Here is a 19,918-nt window from a genome sequence, read left to right as displayed (position 1 = left end):
GTATTCGCAAGTTGTGAACGGGTGATGGTGTGTTGCCGATGATTACGGCGAAACTGGCTTCTCGAGCGAGGGTGACGTGGCGGTCGCTGTGGGCAAAGCGGTCAGCGTCGTTGGCGGCGCGATGCCGCTGTAGAGCGGGCTGGCGAGATAAATCTTCAGCGCGAACCTGACAAGCACACCGATGGCGGCTGCGATCGGCACGGCGACGAGCACGCCGACGAACCCGAACAGGTAGCTGAACACGAACAGCGAGAAGATGAGCCAAACGGGGTGCAGGCCGATCTTGGAGCCGACGATGTTGGGCGAGAGAAACCCGGCATCGAGCACCTGAGCGCCGGCGAAGATGCCGACGACGATGAGAATCGGAACAGCGTCGGGCCAGAACTGTACGATCGCGATGGTGGTCGCGGTGATGAAGCCCAGCGCCCAGCCGACGAACGGCACGAAGCTCATGAGGCCGGTGGCGAGGCCGACGAGAAGGCCATAGCGCAGACCCATCAAGCCCAGCGCCACCGCATAGTAGATGGAGAGCACGAGGCAGACGGTGCCTTGACCGCGGATGAAGGCGGAGACGGCGTCGTTCACCTCGGAAGCCAGACGGCGAATGGTGGGCGCGTGTGCGCGCGGCAGCCAGGAATCGACCTTGGCGAGCATCGGGTGCCAGTCGATCAGCATGTAGAAGACGACGAGCGGCGTCACGAGCAGCAGCGACAGGAAATCGAACAGCGCGCGGCCCTGGCTCCACAGCGAGCCGGCGACGAAGCCGGCCAGGCTGGTGATGTTCTCGGCGATAGCGTTGGAGCTGCGGTCGAGGCCTGCGGCGACCTCGGGATAGTGTGTGCCGAGCCGCTCGCGCGCCCAGACATCAAGAAGTCCACGCAGCCGCGCGATCTCATCGGGTAGGGCGACCGCGAACTGCTGCGCCTGGGTCAGCAGCAAGGGAACGAGGAAGATGAGCGCGGCGGCAATGATGCAGGCGAAGGCGGCGACCATGAGGGTGGCGGCGATCCCGCGCGGCAGACCCCAGCGCGCCAAGCGGTCGGCGGCCGGGTTGAGGAAGTAGGCGATGACCATGCCGGCGACGAACGGCAGGATGACACCGCGCAGCAGGGCAATGAGCAGGATGAGCACGAGCCCGGCGGAGAGCCAGAACAGGACCTGACGTTCGACGCGCATCGCTCAAAGCCCCTCGTCCGGCCGATCGGCCAACCCTTGGCGATGCCGCTGTCCCTCAGCCGCCCGCCTCAGGCGATTCATCCGACATGTGTCGCAGCCAACTATGCAGGTAAGCAGCCAACGACGCCACAGTCAGCGCACCCGTCAGCCACACCAGCACAAAGCGCGTCCAGCCGAGCCCGAGGCCGAAACCTTCGTCGGCGAGAACGGTCGCGGCCAGCACGATCTGCGCGACGGTGTTCGCCTTGGAGACGATGAGCGGCTTGATACGAACGGGGTGGTCGAGCAGCCAGGACAGAATGACGGCGATGACGATGAGAATATCGCGCGAGACGACGGCGACCACGAGCCACAAGGGGAGCTTTCCGTCAACGCCGAGCGCCAGAAAGATGCTGACGATCAACAGCTTGTCGGCAAGCGGGTCGAGATAAGCGCCCAGCTCGGTCTGCCAGCCGAATGTCTTGGCGAGGTAGCCGTCCACGGCGTCGGAGATGCCGGCGATGATGAAGACGATGAACGCGACCTGCGTCTGACCGGTGATGAGCAGCCAAAAGACCACCGGGACGAGGATCACTCGCCCCACGGTGATGATATTGGGGATGTTCAGCAACCGGTCCACGCGCGTTCACCTGTTTTGGCGACGCGTCGAGGGCGCTCCGCCTTGTTGTTATTTCGCCGCTTGTAGCCGCTGCGTTATCGCTGGCCTAATAGGATGAGCGAAGAATGAGACGGTCTGCGCCATTTTCCAGCGCGAGGCCACTGCCGTAAAGGGCCGTGGCGAGTTCGCGCGCGCCGCCGGGGAAGCGCAGGGTGAGATCGGCGCCGCGGGCCGATTCCACTTCGATGCGCACGTCCTCGACGCCCGGCAGACTAAGGAGCTGTCGGCGCATCTGGCTCCATTCGGCAAGGCTCTGATATTGGGCGCGCATGGCGACTGCAACGCCACCGCCGGAACCTGTTGACGAGTAGGCCGGCGCATAGGCCGATGAGGATGCGGGCGAGACCTTGGTCGCCTTCCAGCGGCCTTCGAGCACACCAAGGCCGACGACGGCTGCGAGCTCCATCGAATAGGCGGTGTCGCCATCGAAGATGCGATAGCTGCGCTTGAGGTTGAAGCTGCCGACGGCATCAATGCCGGACATCGTGACGTTGAGGCGTCCGGTTGCCGGATCGGGATCGGCGATGGCGAGCACCACGTAAGGCGAGCCGTACTCACCGGCGAGAGTGCGTTCCGCGCCGCGGCCTTCGGTAGCCATCTTGAGGGTGTCGGGGTGGATTTCACCCTTCACCGTCTGCAGCGCGAACGGCGTCAGGGAGTGCTCGAGATCAAGTCCGCGCCAGGCATTGGTCCAGGCGCGCGCGGCCGGGCCGGTGTCGATCGAGCCGTCGGCGGTGCGTACCACCGGCACGACGATGATCTCCCGCGCCTGGTCCTCGACGAACGCGATGCCTTCCTGCTGCAGCACGGAGCGCACACTGTCGGGGCGGAAGGAGAAATCGAGGCTGGCAATATAGCGGGTGGACGAGTTGCGCTCGGAGCGCACCGAGACACCTTCGAGGAAGCCGGACGATCTGAGGCCGGAGAGGCGCTTCAGGCGGTCGAAGTCGGTGACGGGCACGAGGCGCTTCAGAAGCGAGTGAAACGCGGCCTGCTGGCCGTCGCTCATCGCCTGCTTCTTGGCGGCAACGGCGTTGGCGGCCTCGGCATCGACGGGGTAGTTGCCGACAGTGAACACGTCATCGCTGGCCGAAGCGGCGCTGGCCGCTGCCCAGACAATGGCCATGGCGGCCATTGTGCACACAATCTTCAACCGGATGGCCGGCACGCGACTTCCCTCCCCGCTCTGCAGCCTTGCCTCGCCGGCAGAATCGCCGCGAGTTGCCGACCTGACGCCTAAGCTGCTAGAGCCTTTCCGCTTTTCGTTGAAACGCGGACAGGCTCTAGACTTGTGTGTTGCCGTGCTTCTTATCGGAAAACCGGTTCCCACCTTTCCGGAAGCACTCTAGGACGCCGCATCTCCGGCAGGTAAAGCCGGCAAAAGTTGGGTTCCGAGGTCACATGACAGACGCAGATCGGGAACGCAACCCGGCCATAACCTATCGCGACGCCGGTGTTGATATCGATGCTGGAAACCGCCTCGTCGAGCTGATCAAGCCGCTGGCGCGGTCGACGAGGCGCGCCGGGGCGGATACGGACCTCGGCGGTTTCGGGGGGCTGTTCGACCTCAAGGGCGCGGGTTTTCGCGACCCGGTGCTGGTTTCGGCGACCGACGGCGTCGGCACGAAGCTGAAGATCGCCATCGACACGGGACAGCACGCGACGATCGGCATCGACCTCGTCGCCATGTGCGTCAACGACCTGGTCGTGCAGGGCGCCGAACCTTTGTTTTTCCTCGACTATTTCGCCTGCGGGAAGCTCGACGTGGAAACCGCCAAGGCGGTGGTGTCGGGCATCGCGGAAGGCTGTCGGCAGGCGGGCTGCGCGCTTATCGGGGGCGAGACGGCCGAGATGCCCGGGATGTATCAGCCGGGCGACTACGACCTTGCTGGCTTTGCGGTCGGCGCAGTGGAGCGCGGCGAGATCCTGCCGCGCAGCGATATCGTCGCAGGCGACGTGATGATCGGGCTGGCCGCGTCCGGCGTGCATTCCAATGGGTACTCGCTGGTGCGGCGCTTGGTTAAGGAAAGCGGGCTTGCCTGGGAGGCTGAGGCGCCATTCGAGCCGGGGCGGACGCTGGCCGAAGCGCTGCTGGCCCCGACGCGCGTCTATGTGAAGCCGGTGCTGGCGGCGATCGAAGCCGTCGGCGGCACGCAGGGGCCGATCAAGGCGCTTGCTCATATCACCGGCGGCGGACTTTCGGAGAATTTGCCGCGGGTGCTCCCCGACGACGTGGCGGCGCGTGTCGATCTTTCCTCATTTGCAACGCTGCCGGTGTTCGGGTGGCTGGCAAAGACGGGCCGGCTGCCGGACGAAGAGATGCTGAAGACGTTCAACTGCGGCGTCGGCATGGTGATGGTCGTCGCCCGGAACGATGCGGACGCGCTTGTACGGCTGATGCAGGAGTGGGGCGAGGCGCCTTACGTCATCGGCGAGATCGTGCCGGGAAGCGGCGCGCGCTCGGAGGCCAAGGGCAAGGGCGATTCCTGGGCGGTTCAGTACTCGGGCGCCCTGCGCTACGCCTGATCACCGCGGCCAATCTGTTTCGCGCTGCCACTCTCGCGGCAGCAATGCCCGACGCGCGCCTCTCAGGATGGCCTGGCCTCGTGTGCCTGGCGCGCAACAGCCGTCACATTTCACAAATCCGTCAAACGCGGACTGCCGGGTCGCTCCGCTGTGCCCGCTTCTTGCAGTGCGAAGAACTCTTGCCTTTCATTCCTGTGACGGATCGTGACAAGCGCGAGCGCACCTTACGGATCCGTAAGAATCCCGAAAGGTCGGGGCGAGGTAGACGATGCAGTGTGAGCCGACTGTGCAGGGGCATTGCGCCTGCTGGTGGGATTGTGTGGCTCGTACCCGCTGCCCAGTAGCCGGATGGCTGCAGTGCCGCTTGGTGCGCGCAAGGGCGACGAAAATTCACGTAATCCGCTTGATTGTGGAACGAGCCGTTTAATGCTCCAAAAAGTCGGCGCGGAGCTGAAACCTGCCCTTGCGTTTTTGCGGCGAGGCTTCGGCGTCGCCCAGCGAAGTGCTATTCAGGCTTTTGCCACAGCGTCTGGCTTCGAAATTGTCGGTGAAATAACCACGGCAATAGAAAGCGGCGTCATCCCCACATTGACACTTGCCGCCCTCACCGACCTTCTCGTTCGTGTCGATTTGAATTCGGCTCGCACAATCATCGTTAGCACAGCAAGCCTTCTGTCGGGCACCGGTTTCGAGCGGATCGTGTGCTACGAGCGCCTGCGCGAGCGCGGCATCGACCTCATTGCTGCCGACACCCCGGATGCCTTCGCTGCGGAGTCCGACGAGCATCCGGAAGTGCGGAAAATCCTTGCCGCATCAGCACAATTTGATGCCGCGTCGGCCTCGTCCGCATCGCGTCTTACTGTCAGCGCGCGCCGCGCATCAACGGGCCCGGCGCGGCGGCGTCGCTATGCGGACATCGAGCCGGAAGCGACGCTGATGGCGAAACGCATCTATCAGTCGAGCCGCGTCAGTGGGGATCGCGTCACGCTGCGCGAGATTAGCGCTAAGCTTGCTGAAGTTGGCTTTGTCAGCGCGAATAAGAAGCCGTTTCATCCCGAAGCAATTCGGCGAATGCTGAAGGGTCATTGGCCGCGGAATAAGACGTCGCAGTGATGCAATCCGTCCAAGCGAATGCGTCATAAATTGTCATATTCCGAATCAGTGTTTACGGGACCCTAATCCCCAAGTTATCGATGCCTCGGCTAGCGCGGATCCGGCAGGGTCCCCGCTGGGCGGCATGGTCGCGTAATTGAGTTCCGGTTGCGTGGGCCGTAGGCCAGTTTAGTGCGTAGTGCGTAGGAGTTGCGTATGAGTGGGGGAGTAAAGGCTGGGTGGATCTCCGCCCTTGCCGTTAGCGGTCTGATGCTGGGCGTCGCCAACGCCCAAGCCGCAGACCTCGGTGGGGATTGCTGCAGCGATCTCGAAGAGCGTGTCGCCGAACTCGAGGCGACTACGGCACGGAAGGGCAACCGCAAGGTCAGCCTCACGATCTCCGGCTGGGTCAACGAGTCAGTCACCTTCTGGGACGACGGCACCGAGAGCAACGTCTATGTCGGCACGAACTCGCTGGAGCAGTCGCGCTTCAAGTTCGCCGGCAAGGCCAAGATCAATAAGGACTTCGAGGCTGGCTACACGCTGGAAGTCGGCGTCAACGGCCACGCGTCGAACAAGTGGAACCAGACCGCTCCCTCGAGCAGCAGCGACAACGTTCTGACGCTGCGCAAGAGCAACTGGTACATCAAGAGCAAGACCTACGGTAAGGTCACAGTCGGTCTCGACGGCACCTCGACGTATCACCTGCTCGACGATGCCGACGGCGCCAACACACGTAACGTCTCGGATGCTGAAGCTTCGGCCGTCTATCAGGGCGCGTTCCTGATCCGCAGCAACGGCGCTCTCACCTCGCTGAAGTGGAGCGACGTCGAGCGTGGCTTCAACAACGGCACGCCCGGCCAGAGCGGCCGTCGTAACGTCGTGAAGTACGACACCCCGGAGTTCGGCGGCTTCACGGCCTCGGTTTCGTGGGGTGAAGACGACATGTGGGACAGCGCGCTGACCTACAAGGGTGAGTTCCACGAGTTCAAGCTGCTCGGCAAGATCGGCTACGGCGAGAGCACGGACCCGACTGCTACCGGCTGCGGCACGGCGACCGAGTTCAAGTGCACCTGGTGGGGCGCTGCCGGCACGCTGATGCATGCTCCGACTGGCCTCTATGTCTATGGTGGCTACGGCGAGCAGAAGGTCGAGACGATCACTGCCGGCCTCGATGACACCAGCACGACCTGGTTCGTGCAGCCTGGCATCGAGCGCAAGTGGCATGAGCTCGGCAAGACCACGGTGTTCGGCGAGTATCGCAAGGACGAAGCCGGCGCCAACCCGGGCAAGACGCTCGGCGCTGACCTGACCTTCTGGTCGGCTGGCTTGGTGCAGAACATCGAAGCCGCTTCGATGGACCTCTACGTCATGTACCGCCACGCCGAAGGCGACTACACGACAGGCTCCGTTGCCGTGCCGGTCAACCACACGATCGACGACTTCGACATGGTCATCGCTGGATCGCGCATCCAGTTCTGATCAGGGCGATCGATCTACCTACTCTCTCGACTTGGGCCGCCATTGTTGGCGGCCCTTTTTTTGTTTGCAGGACGCGCGTTTGTCGCGTGGCGCGATTGCATCGCGCGGATTCAATTGAACGTCATCAATCCATAGTGAACGGGAGTTACCTCGCTGGGGTCGTGTTCCAGTGGGGGTTCTCGTGTCGCGTACTTCGCTTCTGAGCGGTGCATCCGCTCTTGCGCTCAGCGCATTCTCGGTCTTCTCGTTCTCCGTCCCGGCAGCCGCCGACTTCACAGTTCCTAGCGCCACCGGCAATCAATCTGTCAGCGGGAATGACAAGGGCGCCGTTGCCAGCGGCGCCACGCTGAATGGCACGATCACCTGGGGCGGCGGCTCAAATGCGCCCGGCGTGATCATCGACAACTGGGGAACGATCTCGGCGTCGGGGCGCGCCATCGATACCGGCTCGTTCTCGAGCGGAAGCATCACGTTGAATAACTACGAGGACGCGCTAATAACCTCCAGTAGCGACACTTTCCGCATCAACACCTCAATCTCCAACGGCACGGTCACTGTCAACAACGCCGGCACCATGACCTCGACCGGCAATCAGGTGTTCGACCTCGTAAAGAACGCGTCGGCCACGAGCGTGTTCAGCCTTTACAATTCCGGGAAAATTCTGGCGCCCGACGATGACGCGATCAGGCCCGGGCTCGGAACGATTCTCATCGAGAATAGCGGTCTAATCGAAGCGTCCGAACGGGCGATCAACATCGAGGATGGCGATCTTAGCAACCTCGTCTCATTCAAGGTCTACAACTACGAGGGTGGAGAGATAACCGGCCTTGCCGATGACGCCATCCGCATCACAGCCGGCGACGACTACGAGAGCTCGTTGACTACGACCGCCGCAAAAATCCTCGTCGACAATGCCGGCACAATTTCCGGTACGGGCGGGCAGGCCATCGACTTCAACGATCTCTCCTCGTCCGCGGCGACGATCGAGATCATCAACCGCGCTACGGGCGTGATCTCGTCAACAGGTGCCGATGCCATCCGCCCGGGCGAGGCCGCAACGGTCACAAACTACGGCGAGATCTATGCCGGCGGGGTCATCGGCTCGGGCGACAGCAGCGATGCGATCGACCTGCAGGCCCACGCCGGAACGATCTACAATATGGAAACTGGCGAGATTTCCGGCTTCCGCCACGGCATCACCACGGACAACGACGTCACCGTCTACAACTGGGGCGAGATCACCGGCCGCAACGGCTCGGGCGTCGGTTCCGACGGCGATGGCACTGTGATCAATTACGGCACTATCACCGGCGCCTACGCAGGCGTTGGTAATGGTGACGGCGACGGCGTCGACATCGACTACACGGGCTACATCGAAAACTACGGCACCATCCAGGGCACTGGAGCAGGCGGCGTCGACAGCGGTGGTAACGCGAACCACTCCGAAGGCATCGCTATGGGCGCCGGTGTGATCAAGAACTACGCCGGTGCGATCATCTCGGGCTACGACCGCGGTATCCTCATCGACGATGGCTCGGGCAACTCGGCGTATGGCTCGGTGGAGATCACGAACGCTGGCACGATCGTGGGCTACGCAGGCGATGCGATCACCGTCGTCGGCGACTATGACGACCTGCTCATCAATTCGGGCAAGATCATCGGCAACGTCGATCTCGGTGGCGGCACGAACGTCCTCGACAACAAGGCCGGAGGCCTGCTCGAGGTCGGCACGATGCTGAGCATCGGTGCGGGGAATACGGTCAACAACGACGGTACCATTTCGCCGGGCGGAACAGGCACGGTGGAGACGACGGCGCTGACGGGCGGGTTGGCGCAGAGCGCGACCGGCACGCTCGCCATCGATCTCGATGCTGCTGCGGGCACGTCAGATCGCGTCGACGTGTCGGAAGGGGCGGACCTCGATGGCGCGGTCAAGCTGTCGGTCGCAAGTCTGGCAATTGCCGGCGGGACGACGACAGTGCTGACAGCCGACGACGGTGTTACGCTCAACGGCCTCGAGCTGATCGCCAGCCCGGCGCTGCAAGCGTTCCTGATCTACCCGGACGCCAATACGGTGCAGGTTTCCTACAATCTCAGCTTCGCGCCGAATATCGGACTGACGCAGAACGAGACAGCGGTCGGCGAGCATCTCAACGACGCGGTCGATGCCGATCCGACCAAGCTGGACGACATCACCTCGGCGCTGCTCGCGTTGACCACGGATGGCGAGTACCGCTCGGCGCTCGATCAGCTTTCTCCGGAGATCTATGGCGACAGTGCCGTTTCCACGCTGTACGGCGCGCACGCTTTCGGCAATTCGCTGCTGAGCTGCCACAAGCGTGAAGCGCAGTTCGCCGCTGTGAGCGAGGATGAATGCCTGTGGGCGGCGTTCACGGGCCGCACTCTTGATCAGAACGCTTCCGCCCAGGGCCTCGGCTACGACGAGCAGACGTGGGGCTTCTCCGGGGGCGGGCAGGTCGCGGTAGCGCCCGGGCTAATGCTCGGCCTTGCGGGCGGCATCGAACAGGGCAACGCCGATGCCACGAACGGGGCGAGCGCAGACATCGACCGGGCGTATGCTGGCCTGGCGCTGAAGCATGTCGCCGGTCCGTGGGTCGTTGCTGGCGCAGTGTTCGGCGGCACGGGCTCGACCGACACCACGCGGCCGATCAACTTCGGTGGTCTCGTCACCACGGCAACCGGCGACCAGACGGTGTCACATCTCAGCGGCCGCATGCGCGTCGCCTATCAGATGGGCGGCAACGCGCTCTATGCGAAGCCGATGATCGACGTGGAGGCAACGCACCTTTGGATCGGCTCGGTACAGGAGCAGGGCGGCCCGGGTGCTCTGTCGATCGCCAGCAGCGAGGAGACGGTTTTCTCCGCCGCTCCGGCTGTCGAGATCGGCGGCGAGGTCATGATCGACGGCGGCACGCTGGTGCGTCCGTTCGCGCGCTTGGGCGGGGTGTTCTACAGCGAGGACCACGTCACGATCACCAGCAGCTTCATCGGCGGACCAGCGGGCGTTCCCGGCTTTGCCACGCAGGCCGAGGTCGAGGACGTGATGGGGAACGTCGGCGCGGGGCTCGACTTCGTGTGGCGCGATGGCACGACGATCAAGGCGCAGTACGACGGGCTGTTCGGCTCCGAGGTGCAGCAGCACACATTCGGCGCCAAGGCGAGCGTGAAGTTCTGACGCGGTCGGGAACCGATAACCATCCAGGCATCCGGGGTCGCCGACACCGGATGCCTGACGGCCCCGGGCGTGCTAATGGGCGCGAATGAGCACCACGTCATCGGGCCCGGATAAGAAGCGGGTCGGCATTTTGATCTCCGGGCGCGGCTCCAACATGGTGTCGCTGATCGAGGCCGCGCGGGCCGGCGACTATCCGGCGGAGATCGTCTGCGTCATCTCCAACCGCCCCGAGGCTGCGGGCCTTGCCAGGGCGGAGGCACTCGGCATTCCGACCCAGGCGATCGACCACAAGGCGTTCGCATCGCGTGAGGCGTTCGAGGTGGAACTCGACCGCGCCTTGCGTGGGCATAGCGTCGAGATGGTCGCCTGCGCGGGGTTCATGCGCAAAATGACCGCGGGCTTCGTCGAGGGCTGGCGCGATGCCATGATCAACATCCACCCCTCGCTGCTGCCCTCGTACAAGGGGTTGCATACGCACGCGCGGGCGCTGGAGGACGGCGTGAAGATCGCCGGGTGCACGGTGCATTTCGTTCGGCCGGAGCTCGATTCTGGGCCGATCATCGCCCAGGTGGCGGTGCCGGTGCTCGACGGCGACTCGGAAGACAGCCTGGCGGCGCGAATCTTGGAGGCGGAGCACCGTCTTTATCCCCACGCGCTGGCGATGGTCGCATCGGGGGCGGCGAAGGTAGAAGGCGACAGGGTGGCTTACCGGCAATTCCAGATTAACCAAATGAATTCATTGTATTGGCCACCGTTGGACTGACCATTCGGCGTTGCAGCAGATCAGCGGTCTAGCGCCAAAATGAAGCGGAAACGCGCAGTCGCATGGACACTTATGACAGCCCGGTGATACTGCTCGGCGAGCCTTGGGGGGCACGGTTCTAATCCGTGCGCGGTTCTGCACGGGCCCGTTTCGTCGCCCAGTTTACAACCCGTTGGCTGGAATAGGCATAGAAGCTCATTCTTTGCGGCTTTTCCGCCGGGAGACACGTCATGACCGTGATGTCGACGCAGCCGACGCCTGCTGCCGCTGAAACAGATGCACCTGCCCACGCGCAGGGCCTGGGCGATGAATCTAGCGTCTGGTTCAAGCTGTCGCCGCTTCTAAAGGCTGGCGTCGATAACCCGCTACACATCCTGATGCAGATGGCGGAGCGCTACGGTCCGGTCATTCCGATCAACCTCGCCAACCAGCGCATCGTGCTCCTGTCGGAGCCGGAAGACTTCAAGCACGTGCTGGTCACCAAGGCGGACGCTTACGTCAAGTATTTCGACGGACTGAAGCCGATCTTCGGCAAGTCGATGATCACCAACGACGGTGCGCTCTGGCAAAAGATCCGCATGCCGCAGCAGCCGGCGTTCCATCCAGATATGTTCGCCGAGTACATCCCCTACTTCCTGGCGGCGATCCGCACGAAGATGGACATCTGGTCGGATGTGGCAAAGTCCGGCGAGACCATCGAAATGGTGGAGCAGACCTGGACGCTCGCTGCAGACATGATCTGCAAGGCGCTGTTCGACCGCGACATGCCGTTCAATCCGCACTTCGTGTTCAAGTGCGTGAAGACCTATACCGACGTGATGAACCACAAGGAGATCCGCCTCAAGAAGCAGGCTGGCGAGATCTTCGAGATCACCGAAGAGGACGCCGCCAAGGCGATGGAGGCCTGGGCTGCCGTGCCGCCTTCGCTGCTCGCCGCGGACCCGCGCGAAGAGCGCGAGCGCACCCTCTTGAAGATGATCGAGGCCGTCGTCGCCGATCCGAACGTGCCGGAATTCGACCAGCAGCAGGCGATCGACGAGATCAAGCAGTATCTGTGGGCCGGTACCGAAACGACGGCGCTGACACTGGCGTGGGCGCTCTATGAGACGGCGCGCCACCCCGAAATGGCGGAGCGCATTCGCAAAGAAGGCGAGGAAGTCTACGGCGATCGCGAGCCGACCGCCGCCGACTATTCGGCCCTCGCCTATACTCGCGCGCTCATCCAGGAGACGATGCGCATCTATCCGCCCGTGTGGGGGCTGATCCGCGTCGCCAACGAGCACGATGTGATCGGCGGCAAGGAGATCCGTCCTGGCGATCGCGTGGTGCTGTTCTCATACGGTGCACATCACAACCCGCGCTTCTGGGAGAACCCGGAAGAGTTCCGGCCCGAGCGCTGGATGGCGGGCGCTGCCAAGAAGCAGGTGAAGTATTCCTACCTGCCGTTCGGCGGCGGCAAGCGGTCTTGCATCGGCGGCGCCATGAGCCAGGTCGAGAACACGCTGGCGCTATCGCTGCTGCTGCGCCGCTTCCGCCCTGAGTACGTCGGCAACGATCCGGCAGGCATCAACGCAACCGTGACGCTGACGCCGAAAGGCGGGCTCAAGTTCAAGATCCGTGAGCTGAGCTAAGGACTTATCGTGCTGCGGGGCTAGGTGCGCCGGTCGCGCCATCCGCCGAAAGCAACGGACAAGCAAACAAAGCGCCGCCAATCGAGCGGCGCTTTTTTTGTGCCTGAAGCGCTGTCGCTGATCTTAGTCAACCGGTTATCGCCGCATTGGGCTACTGTGGAGGGAAGGGAGCCAAGCCGACTTGCGGCTCCCACCAACGGACAGAAAGGCGAAACCCTCAGATGCTCCTCCTTGCCCGCATGATCTCTCCGCGCGCTCTTGCTGTTTCGGGTATTGCAGTCATCACCCTGGCGCTCGCCGGAGCGGCGCTCGCGCAGATTCATCCGGACGCCAAGACCGGAAAGGTTATCGCCGAGAAGCTTTGCGTTGGCTGTCATATCGTCGGCGCGGAAGCTGCGGGCGCGACGGTTTCGTCTGACGTGCCGAGCTTCGAGCAGATCGCCAACGTGCCGGATCAGACGGTGAAGTCGATTGCAGGCGCCATCGTCATTCCGCATCCGCCGATGCCGCAGATCCAGCTGACGCGCGAAGAGATCGGCGACGTCGCCGCGTATATTTTGAGTCTCAAGAAGTAGCTGACACGCTCTTTCTTAAGTGACACGAGCGGAAATCGGCCTTGCATGCGGCGGAGGTCGCGCAAGCTGATGGCCGGCGCTCGCGCCGGGTGCCCTTGGCGCCTTGCCGCTGCGCGGGCTCTTTTTCATAGCGACACGAGCTGAGGGCGGCTTTGTGTGCGGCGGAGGTCGCGCAAGCTGATGGCCGGCGCTCGCGCCGGGCGCCCTTGGCGCCTTGCCGCTGCGCGGGCTCCTTTTTCATGGCGACACGAGCTGAGAGCGCCTTTGTGTGCGGCGTGCGGCGTGCGCGCTGACAGCCGCGCCTTAGGCGCGGGGCGCCTTGCGCCCTTGCCGCTGCGCGGCGAGCGACACACGTTCATTCCCTCCCCCCTTGCGGGGGAGGGTTAGGGTGGGGGGCCGCCACTTGGCCAGCGAGCGCGCAAGAGCGATGCGCAAAGCGCCAACTCAGGGCGAGCGCGAACTCTGGCAACTCGTGCGCAAACGTCAGATCAGCGGATGTAGCTTCCGGCGCCAGGCTTCCATCGGTCCGTTCATCGTCGACTTCGTCTGCCTGGAGCGACGGATCATTGTCGAGGTCGATGGCAGCTCACATGAAGACCCGACAAGGCGGGCCCGTGATGCCGAGCGAGACCGGTGGCTCGAACGGCAGGGGTTCCACGTTCTTCGGCTGCTTGACGGCGAGGTTCTGGAGAATCCGGAAGCTGCGCTTCAGCGCATTCGAGATTACTTGGGGGTTGCAAGCGACCCCCTCCCCGACCCTCCCCCGTGAAGGGGGAGGGAGATAGGTGGGCGGCATTGTGCGCTGCCGATTCACGCCCTCGCCGATAGGCGGTCGGGCGATCGGAGCGACCATGTGCGCTGCCGATTCACGCCCTCGCCGATAAACGCTCGGGCGATCGGGGCGCTAGCGGGGGACGAGGTAGCGCAGCTTGACGACGCCGTCGGGGAAGGCCTCGATGCCGTCGAAGGCAAGCGTCGGGCGGATCGTCAAGTCATTCAAGAGGTTGAGGCCGGCGCCCAGCAGAACCGGCACAAGGAAGATCTCGACCATATCGACGAGCCGTTCCTCCAGCGCCGACTGCATGGTGACGGCGCCTCCGACGATCCAGATATCGTTGCGGGTCTTCTCTCGGGCGAGCTGCAGCGCTGCGCGGATACCGCGCGTCGTGGTGGTGACACCTTCGGGCAGGTCGCCCAGTGAGCTGGATGTCAGGACGTAGACCGGCTTGCCGGCATAGGGCCAATCCTCGCCAATGGCGGAGATCAGCTCGAAGGTGCGGCGCCCCATGATCAGGGCGCCGACCTCGTCTATGAATTTGTCGTAGCCATAGAGGCGCGCGTCGTATGGCGCCAGCCAGTCCACGCTCCCCTCGCGGTCGGCGATGAAACCGTCAAGACTGGTGGCAACATAAAACCGGACGCGCGCCATTAGGAGTTAGTCCCCCTGGACCGCGCTTTGGCACGCGGTCGTTAGCCGACAATTTCCTTCGTCGTGAAGTTCAATGCAATCTCGCGCTTGGCGGAAGCAGCGCTATCGGACCCGTGGACCGAGTTGGCGCCCTTGGATTCGGCAAAGCGCTTGCGGATGGTGCCGCGCTTGGCCTCTGCCGGGTCCGTCGCACCCATGAGAGCGCGATAGGTGGCAACGGCGTCGTCGCCCTCGAGAACCTGAACAACGATCGGACCCGAGGTCATGAATTCGACCAGCTCGCCGAAAAAGGGGCGGGCCTTGTGCTCGGCGTAGAATTCCTTGGCCTGAGTTTTGGTCCAGCGCACGCGCTTCTGGCCAACGATGCGCAGGCCGGCCTTTTCGATGACCGCGTTGATTTCGCCCGTCAGGTTGCGTGCGGTAGCATCCGGTTTGATAATAGAAAACGTTCGCTCGATGGACATCCCTCGACCTCTTTAAGGGGTTGGATTTTTATTGAATTGCGGCGCCTTATAGCTGGGGCGCGGCGGCGCAGCAATGCTGCGGTGGACGAACCGACAACGCATTGGTGCGGCCAATTGACGAAGCACGGTACATCGAACCACATTGGTGCCATGCGAAAAGGCCAGCATAGGCCAGGGGCTGAGCATTAGCGTCGCGTCAGTTCCCTTCTTGATACGAGATCTCCATGACTGGCCAGCAGGCTGACATCCAGTGGTACATCGCGCGTGAGGGCAAGCAGCATGGCCCGCTTTCCGACGCGGAAATGCGCACATTTGTCGCGCAAGGGCATTTAAAGCCGACCGATCTCATCTGGCGTCCCGGATTTGCCGATTGGCGCCCGGCGCCGGCGGTGTTTCCGTTTCAACAGCCTCCGCCCCCTGCTGCACCGGCACGCCCGGCGATGCAGGGCGCGCAAGGCGGACCGGCTCGCGGTCTTGCCGGAGCAGGCGCCCAGCCGTCATTCGAGCCCGATCGCATTCGCGTGTCCGACGATGCCGATGGCGGCGGCGGCTCACGCATCAAGCGCTTTGCGCTGGTAGCTGTGCTGCTGGCCCTGATCGGCGGCGGCGGATGGTTTGCCTGGCAGAGCGGCGCCCTCAACATGGTGCAGGACAAGCTCAGCGCATCGCGCGAAGGCGAGCAGGTGCCGACCGTGTCGGCGCCAGCCGATAGCTCCACGCCGCCCGCGGCGCCGAGTGTCGCTCAGGCGGATGTCGATGCTGGCGCAAGCCAACTCGACGGCAAGTTCGAACAATTGCCGGCCTGGAGCGTGGTGAAGCGCGAGTTCCCCGACTGGTACAATGACCAGCTTCGTCAGGCTGCGACCCTTACGGCGCAAAACCAGCCGCAGGAGGCCGTCAACAAGCACCTCGCCGAGGCGCTGGTGGCGTTGCGCCGCCAGCATGCCAACGAAGCGCTGTCGGCCAGCACGCCGCGCCTGAAGGACGTGGCTTCCGCGTTCCTCGCCAATCTCAAGTCGTTGTCGACCAAGAGCGTCGGCGCTTGCTACGGCTTCATCTCGCAGGGCGAGACGGCACCGGCAGTGCTCGAGGTGCTGCAGTCGCCCGAGCAGGGGGCGGCGGTGCAGACGCAGATCGCGGCCATCTTCGAGGCCATTGCCGACGGGCGCAAGTCGCCCTCGCCGCACGACCGGGCGGCTAAGGAAGACTACGACGTGCTGGTGCAGGAGCTGGGTAAGCTCGGCTGGAAAGAGCAGGACCTGCAGGTCTTCTCGAATCCATCGATGCTGTCGCGTGAGCCGCCGGAGCGCGTGTGCCAGATGGTGCAGGACTGGTTCGCCGCGCATCTTTCCATTGCCGACCAGGGCACGCAGGAGCGTCTCTTGGTCGAAACGCTGAAGCCAGTCGTCTCGGGCTAGCTGGAGATGCTCGCGACCGCCACGAAAATCGCCATTACCGCCATCCTGGTGGTGGCGATCGCGGAGGTGGCGAAGCGGTCCTCGTTGCTGGGGGCCGTGCTGGCGTCGATCCCGCTGACTTCGGTGCTGGCGATGATCTGGCTCTATGCCGATACCGGCGACACAGGGAAGGTTGCCGATCTCGCAACGGGCATCTTCTGGCTGGTACTGCCTTCTCTGGTGCTTTTCATCGCGCTACCGCTGCTGCTGCGGGCAGGATGGACGTTTGCCCCCAGCCTTGCAGTGTCGTGCGGCCTGACGGCCGCTGCATATTTCCTGATGCTGGCCATCCTGAAGCGGTTCGGCATCGCCATCTAGCCGCTGCGAGCGGGTTTGCCGCCCGAGGATGACACGGCGAGGCGGAGCGGCTATGTGCTCGCCATGCTGCACATCAACGATCTCAGCTATCGCATTGAGGGCCGGCCCATATTCGAAGGGGCGACGGCCGGCATTCCCACCGGGCACAAGGTGGGCCTCGTCGGCCGTAACGGCGCCGGCAAGACAACGCTGCTGAAAATCATCGCCGGCGATCTTGCTGCGGACATGGGCTCGATCACGGTGCCGCGCACGACGCGCATCGGCCACGTGGCGCAGGAGGCCCCGGGCGGGAACGAGAGCATCATCGACACGGTGCTTGCCGCCGATACCGAGCGGGCGCAACTGCTGGCCGAGGCGGAGCATGCAAGCGACGCGCACCGCATCGCGGAAATTCACGAGCGATTGTCGGATATCGGCGCGCATTCGGCTCCGGCGCGGGCGGCGCAGATCCTTTCGGGCCTGGGCTTCGACGAAGTGGCGCAGAAGCGCGCGTGCCGGGAGCTGTCGGGTGGCTGGCGGATGCGCGTGGCGCTGGCATCTGTGCTGTTCCTAGAGCCGGAAATCCTGCTGCTCGACGAGCCGACCAACTATCTCGACCTCGAAGGCGCGATGTGGCTAGAGACGTACCTGCGGTCCTACCCGCATACGGTGCTGATCGTCAGCCATGACCGCGACCTGCTCAACCGCGCGGTGACGGCGATCCTGCATCTCGACCGCGGCAAGCTCACCTTCTATTCGGGCGGGTATGACGATTTCGAGGAAGCGCGACGCGAAAAGCAGCGACTGGAGCTGAAGCTCAAGAAGCACCAGGACGAGGAGCGGCGGCGCATCCAGGCGTTCATCGACCGGTTCAAGGCGAAGGCGACGAAGGCGGCGCAGGCGCAGAGCCGCGTCAAAGCTCTAGCGAAGATGCAGCCGATTGCGGCGCAGGTGGATGAGCGGGTGAAGCCGTTCTACCTGCCGAACCCGGCCAAGGCGCTGCCGAGCCCGCTGATGCGCTTCGAGGAGGTTTCGGTCGGGTATGCGCCGGGGGCACCGGTGCTGACGGGCATCAACCTACGGATAGATCAGGACGATCGCATCGCGCTGCTGGGCCAGAACGGCAACGGCAAGTCAACGTTCGCAAAGCTGATCGCGGGCAAGCTGAACCCGCTGTCGGGCAACGCGTTCGGGGCGAAGCGCGTGGATGTTGGCTATTTCGCGCAGCACCAGCTCGATGAGTTGAACCCGGGCAAGACTCCGTACGACCACATGGTCGAGCTGATGCCGGAGGCGACGGAAGCGCAGCGGCGCACGCGGCTGGGCACGTACGGATTTTCGGCCGACAAGGCGGACACCAAGTGCTCGAACCTTTCGGGCGGCGAGAAAGCGCGGCTACTGCTGGCGCTGGCGGCGTTCCATGCGCCGCATCTGCTCATTCTCGACGAGCCGACGAACCATCTCGATGTCGACAGCCGCGAGGCGCTGGTGCACGCGCTGACCGAATACGAAGGCGCGGTCATCCTGATCAGCCATGACCGGCATCTGATCGAAGCATCCGCAGATCGTTTGTGGATCGTGCGCGGCGGCACGGTTAAATCCTACGATGGCGATATGGATTCATATCGCGCCGACCTGCTTGCCGAACGCGGTTCGGCAACGCGCGCGCGCAATGGCAGCGCGAAAGCGGAAGCTTCGCGCGACAGTCGCGCAGACCAGCGGCGCGCAGCAGCCGATCGCCGCGCGCAACTCGCGCCGCTGAAGAAAGCGATGCAAGCGGCTGAGAAGTCCGTCGAAAAACTGAGCGCGGAAATCGCGCGTCTCGATCAGTTGCTCGCCGATCCGCAACTCTATGCGAAGGATCCGCAGCGTGCGCAGAACACTGCGATCGAGCGCGGCCAACTTGCGAAGCGTTTGAGCGATGCGGAAGAGCAATGGCTGCTCGCAAGCGATGCGTACGAGCGTGCGAATGTTGATGCGACCGACGCTGCAGATGCGTAGCGCGCAAACTTTTCGTGACGATTCAGCGACAAGCTAAATGTGCGAGATATGCACATGAATATTTGTTTTTGCGTGCCCCAATAGTGGCCGCTGCATGGCCGGTGTAAGAACGAATGTCTGGGAGCTGGCAGCCTCGGTCTTAAGCGGGGACCGTGCCCAACGCGGTGAGGGCCGTTCGGGGTCCGCAGCCAGCTCTCAACAGCTTTCCCCTATCATTGACCTACTTGTCAGCGGCTGCCCCAACGGCCGCTGACAACACGTCGTCCGCGTTCGGGCGCGCGGCGCAGCATGTAAGCCCAAGCATCGAGCGTTTCGCCGCCGGCAAGACGCACTTGTCTGACGATGCGGTCGTACTCGTTGTCGTCGGCGCCGTGCACGAAGCCTTCGTATTCGTCGAGCCAGAGCAGAGATGCTTGCGGTTTCGACATCAGCACGAGCTCGCCGTGCACGATGGTGTCGACGTCGTCGACGGCGAGCGCGCCGGGATAGTCGCCAAGGTCGAAGAGCTGGGCTTGCGGCAGCGAGGCGGGGCCGAGGCTGTCTGACTCGCGCGCCAAGCGCAGCCGCTCCTCAGTGCCGAGGGCGCTGCGCACGCCACTCATCAGCGTGCCGTAGACGAAGAGATAGCGAGCCCGGTCGTCATTCATCGGTTCTATGAGCCTCCGGCAGCCCTTATGCTGGGTCCCGGGTCTGCGCTCGGCGAGCCTCGCGCGCCCGGGATGACAGAGAGTTTCGCGTCGTCGGTCGAGAATACGCTTATTTCGTCTACATCCTCGCAAGCAAACGCAACGGCACGATCTATGTCGGCGTCACCAGCGACCTCTACGGGCGCATGAGCGAACATCGTGACGGCCTCATACCAGGATTCACGCAGAGATATGGTGTGAAGACGCTCGTCTATTTCGAGGAGCATGACGACATCGAGGAGGCGATCCGGCGTGAGAAGCGGATCAAGCGCTGGCGTCGGGCTTGGAAGATCGCGCTGATCGAGGGGGGCAATCCGGGTGGCGCGACCTGTGGCTCGATCGTACGACATAAGGTCTGTCATTCCGGGCGAGTGAGCGCAGCGAACGATGACCCGGGACCCAGTGCAGGACACTGGGCCTACGACGCTTTTCTCCTGGGTCCCGGATAGCGGCTCGCGGTGCTCGCCGCTTCCGGGATGACAGAG

17 protein-coding genes and 1 pseudogene are annotated in these 19,918 nt (G+C 63.7%); 12 read left to right on the top strand and 6 right to left on the bottom strand.

Features of this window, described 5'->3' with window-relative positions:
* Positions 1-42: 42 nt before the first annotated feature.
* The 3 genes from ACP15D_RS14890 to ACP15D_RS14880 all read right to left on the bottom strand — a co-directional run bounded on the left by ACP15D_RS14890 (position 43) and on the right by ACP15D_RS14880 (position 2,969).
* The gene (locus ACP15D_RS14890) at positions 43-1,176 is read right to left on the bottom strand and encodes an AI-2E family transporter (protein WP_424958223.1); all 1,134 of its coding nucleotides are present in this window, start codon (positions 1,174-1,176) and stop codon (positions 43-45) included.
* 55 nt (positions 1,177-1,231) lie between these two features.
* Positions 1,232-1,783 (bottom strand): CDP-alcohol phosphatidyltransferase family protein, encoded by a 552-nt coding sequence (locus ACP15D_RS14885; RefSeq protein WP_424959245.1) that lies wholly within the window; start codon positions 1,781-1,783, stop codon positions 1,232-1,234.
* 97 nt (positions 1,784-1,880) lie between these two features.
* Positions 1,881-2,969, bottom strand: a complete 1,089-nt coding sequence (locus ACP15D_RS14880; protein ID WP_424958222.1) for a DUF2066 domain-containing protein — start codon at positions 2,967-2,969, stop codon at positions 1,881-1,883.
* A gap of 266 nt (positions 2,970-3,235) precedes the next feature.
* Here ACP15D_RS14880 and purM point away from each other — a divergent pair, with 266 nt between their 5' ends.
* The 8 genes from purM to ACP15D_RS14840 all read left to right on the top strand — a co-directional run bounded on the left by purM (position 3,236) and on the right by ACP15D_RS14840 (position 13,868).
* Positions 3,236-4,360 (top strand): phosphoribosylformylglycinamidine cyclo-ligase, encoded by a 1,125-nt coding sequence (purM, locus tag ACP15D_RS14875; RefSeq protein ID WP_424958221.1) that lies wholly within the window; start codon positions 3,236-3,238, stop codon positions 4,358-4,360.
* Between the two features lie 297 nt (positions 4,361-4,657).
* A complete protein-coding gene (locus ACP15D_RS14870) occupies positions 4,658-5,473 on the top strand; it encodes a recombinase family protein (protein ID WP_424958220.1) in 816 nt (271 codons plus the stop codon).
* A 195-nt stretch (positions 5,474-5,668) separates the two neighbouring features.
* Positions 5,669-6,934: a porin gene (locus tag ACP15D_RS14865; protein ID WP_424958219.1), complete on the top strand. Its 1,266-nt coding sequence runs from the start codon at positions 5,669-5,671 to the stop codon at positions 6,932-6,934.
* Between the two features lie 181 nt (positions 6,935-7,115).
* Complete coding sequence (locus ACP15D_RS14860) at positions 7,116-10,130, top strand: autotransporter outer membrane beta-barrel domain-containing protein (protein WP_424958218.1); 3,015 nt, start codon at positions 7,116-7,118, stop codon at positions 10,128-10,130.
* Positions 10,131-10,215: 85 nt separating this feature from the next.
* Positions 10,216-10,893: a phosphoribosylglycinamide formyltransferase gene (purN, locus tag ACP15D_RS14855; RefSeq protein ID WP_424958217.1), complete on the top strand. Its 678-nt coding sequence runs from the start codon at positions 10,216-10,218 to the stop codon at positions 10,891-10,893.
* A gap of 230 nt (positions 10,894-11,123) precedes the next feature.
* Positions 11,124-12,524, top strand: a complete 1,401-nt coding sequence (locus ACP15D_RS14850; RefSeq protein ID WP_424958216.1) for a cytochrome P450 — start codon at positions 11,124-11,126, stop codon at positions 12,522-12,524.
* A 221-nt stretch (positions 12,525-12,745) separates the two neighbouring features.
* Entirely contained in the window at positions 12,746-13,099 is a 354-nt protein-coding gene (locus ACP15D_RS14845; RefSeq protein WP_424958215.1) for a c-type cytochrome, read from the top strand.
* Positions 13,100-13,502: 403 nt separating this feature from the next.
* On the top strand, positions 13,503-13,868 hold the full coding sequence (locus ACP15D_RS14840) for an endonuclease domain-containing protein (protein WP_424958214.1): 366 nt from the start codon (positions 13,503-13,505) through the stop codon (positions 13,866-13,868).
* Between the two features lie 135 nt (positions 13,869-14,003).
* Here ACP15D_RS14840 and ACP15D_RS14835 read toward each other — a convergent pair whose 3' ends face one another.
* Both ACP15D_RS14835 and ndk read right to left on the bottom strand, forming a co-directional pair.
* The gene (locus ACP15D_RS14835; RefSeq protein ID WP_424958213.1) at positions 14,004-14,528 is read right to left on the bottom strand and encodes a dihydrofolate reductase family protein; all 525 of its coding nucleotides are present in this window, start codon (positions 14,526-14,528) and stop codon (positions 14,004-14,006) included.
* Positions 14,529-14,569: 41 nt separating this feature from the next.
* Positions 14,570-14,992: a nucleoside-diphosphate kinase gene (gene ndk, locus ACP15D_RS14830; RefSeq protein WP_424958212.1), complete on the bottom strand. Its 423-nt coding sequence runs from the start codon at positions 14,990-14,992 to the stop codon at positions 14,570-14,572.
* A gap of 224 nt (positions 14,993-15,216) precedes the next feature.
* On the opposite strand from ndk, the gene ACP15D_RS14825 reads away from it, so the two are divergent.
* The 3 genes from ACP15D_RS14825 (at position 15,217) to ACP15D_RS14815 (ending at position 18,747) form a co-directional block, all read left to right on the top strand.
* Entirely contained in the window at positions 15,217-16,410 is a 1,194-nt protein-coding gene (locus tag ACP15D_RS14825) for a DUF4339 domain-containing protein (RefSeq protein WP_424958211.1), read from the top strand.
* A 6-nt stretch (positions 16,411-16,416) separates the two neighbouring features.
* Positions 16,417-16,767 (top strand): DUF3147 family protein, encoded by a 351-nt coding sequence (locus ACP15D_RS14820; protein ID WP_424958210.1) that lies wholly within the window; start codon positions 16,417-16,419, stop codon positions 16,765-16,767.
* 63 nt (positions 16,768-16,830) lie between these two features.
* Positions 16,831-18,747, top strand: a complete 1,917-nt coding sequence (locus tag ACP15D_RS14815) for an ABC-F family ATP-binding cassette domain-containing protein (RefSeq protein WP_424959244.1) — start codon at positions 16,831-16,833, stop codon at positions 18,745-18,747.
* A gap of 227 nt (positions 18,748-18,974) precedes the next feature.
* Here the strand turns inward: ACP15D_RS14815 and ACP15D_RS14810 are convergent, their stop codons facing one another.
* Entirely contained in the window at positions 18,975-19,394 is a 420-nt protein-coding gene (locus tag ACP15D_RS14810; protein WP_424958209.1) for a gamma-glutamylcyclotransferase family protein, read from the bottom strand.
* Between the two features lie 122 nt (positions 19,395-19,516).
* Here ACP15D_RS14810 and ACP15D_RS14805 point away from each other — a divergent pair.
* Positions 19,517-19,750 (top strand): annotated as a pseudogene (locus ACP15D_RS14805) (GIY-YIG nuclease family protein); the annotation flags it as partial.
* Positions 19,751-19,918 lie beyond the last annotated feature (168 nt).

This window comes from Hyphomicrobium sp. 1Nfss2.1 (assembly GCF_965243865.1).
GTDB lineage: Bacteria > Pseudomonadota > Alphaproteobacteria > Rhizobiales > Hyphomicrobiaceae > Hyphomicrobium_A.
The sequence above is the reverse complement of the archived record's forward strand: the minus strand, read 5'-3'. Positions and strand labels throughout refer to the sequence as shown.

Coding starts and splice junctions, on each gene's coding strand:
- ACP15D_RS14845 (WP_424958215.1), top strand. CDS start 12,746: ATGCTCCTCCTTGCCCGCATGATCTCTCCGCGCGCTCTTGCTGTTTCG.
- ACP15D_RS14835 (WP_424958213.1), bottom strand. CDS start 14,528: ATGGCGCGCGTCCGGTTTTATGTTGCCACCAGTCTTGACGGTTTCATC.
- purM (WP_424958221.1), top strand. CDS start 3,236: ATGACAGACGCAGATCGGGAACGCAACCCGGCCATAACCTATCGCGAC.
- ACP15D_RS14820 (WP_424958210.1), top strand. CDS start 16,417: ATGCTCGCGACCGCCACGAAAATCGCCATTACCGCCATCCTGGTGGTG.
- ACP15D_RS14815 (WP_424959244.1), top strand. CDS start 16,831: ATGCTGCACATCAACGATCTCAGCTATCGCATTGAGGGCCGGCCCATA.
- ACP15D_RS14880 (WP_424958222.1), bottom strand. CDS start 2,969: ATGGCCGCCATGGCCATTGTCTGGGCAGCGGCCAGCGCCGCTTCGGCC.
- ndk (WP_424958212.1), bottom strand. CDS start 14,992: ATGTCCATCGAGCGAACGTTTTCTATTATCAAACCGGATGCTACCGCA.
- ACP15D_RS14865 (WP_424958219.1), top strand. CDS start 5,669: ATGAGTGGGGGAGTAAAGGCTGGGTGGATCTCCGCCCTTGCCGTTAGC.
- ACP15D_RS14810 (WP_424958209.1), bottom strand. CDS start 19,394: ATGAATGACGACCGGGCTCGCTATCTCTTCGTCTACGGCACGCTGATG.
- purN (WP_424958217.1), top strand. CDS start 10,216: ATGAGCACCACGTCATCGGGCCCGGATAAGAAGCGGGTCGGCATTTTG.
- ACP15D_RS14890 (WP_424958223.1), bottom strand. CDS start 1,176: ATGCGCGTCGAACGTCAGGTCCTGTTCTGGCTCTCCGCCGGGCTCGTG.
- ACP15D_RS14850 (WP_424958216.1), top strand. CDS start 11,124: ATGACCGTGATGTCGACGCAGCCGACGCCTGCTGCCGCTGAAACAGAT.
- ACP15D_RS14825 (WP_424958211.1), top strand. CDS start 15,217: ATGACTGGCCAGCAGGCTGACATCCAGTGGTACATCGCGCGTGAGGGC.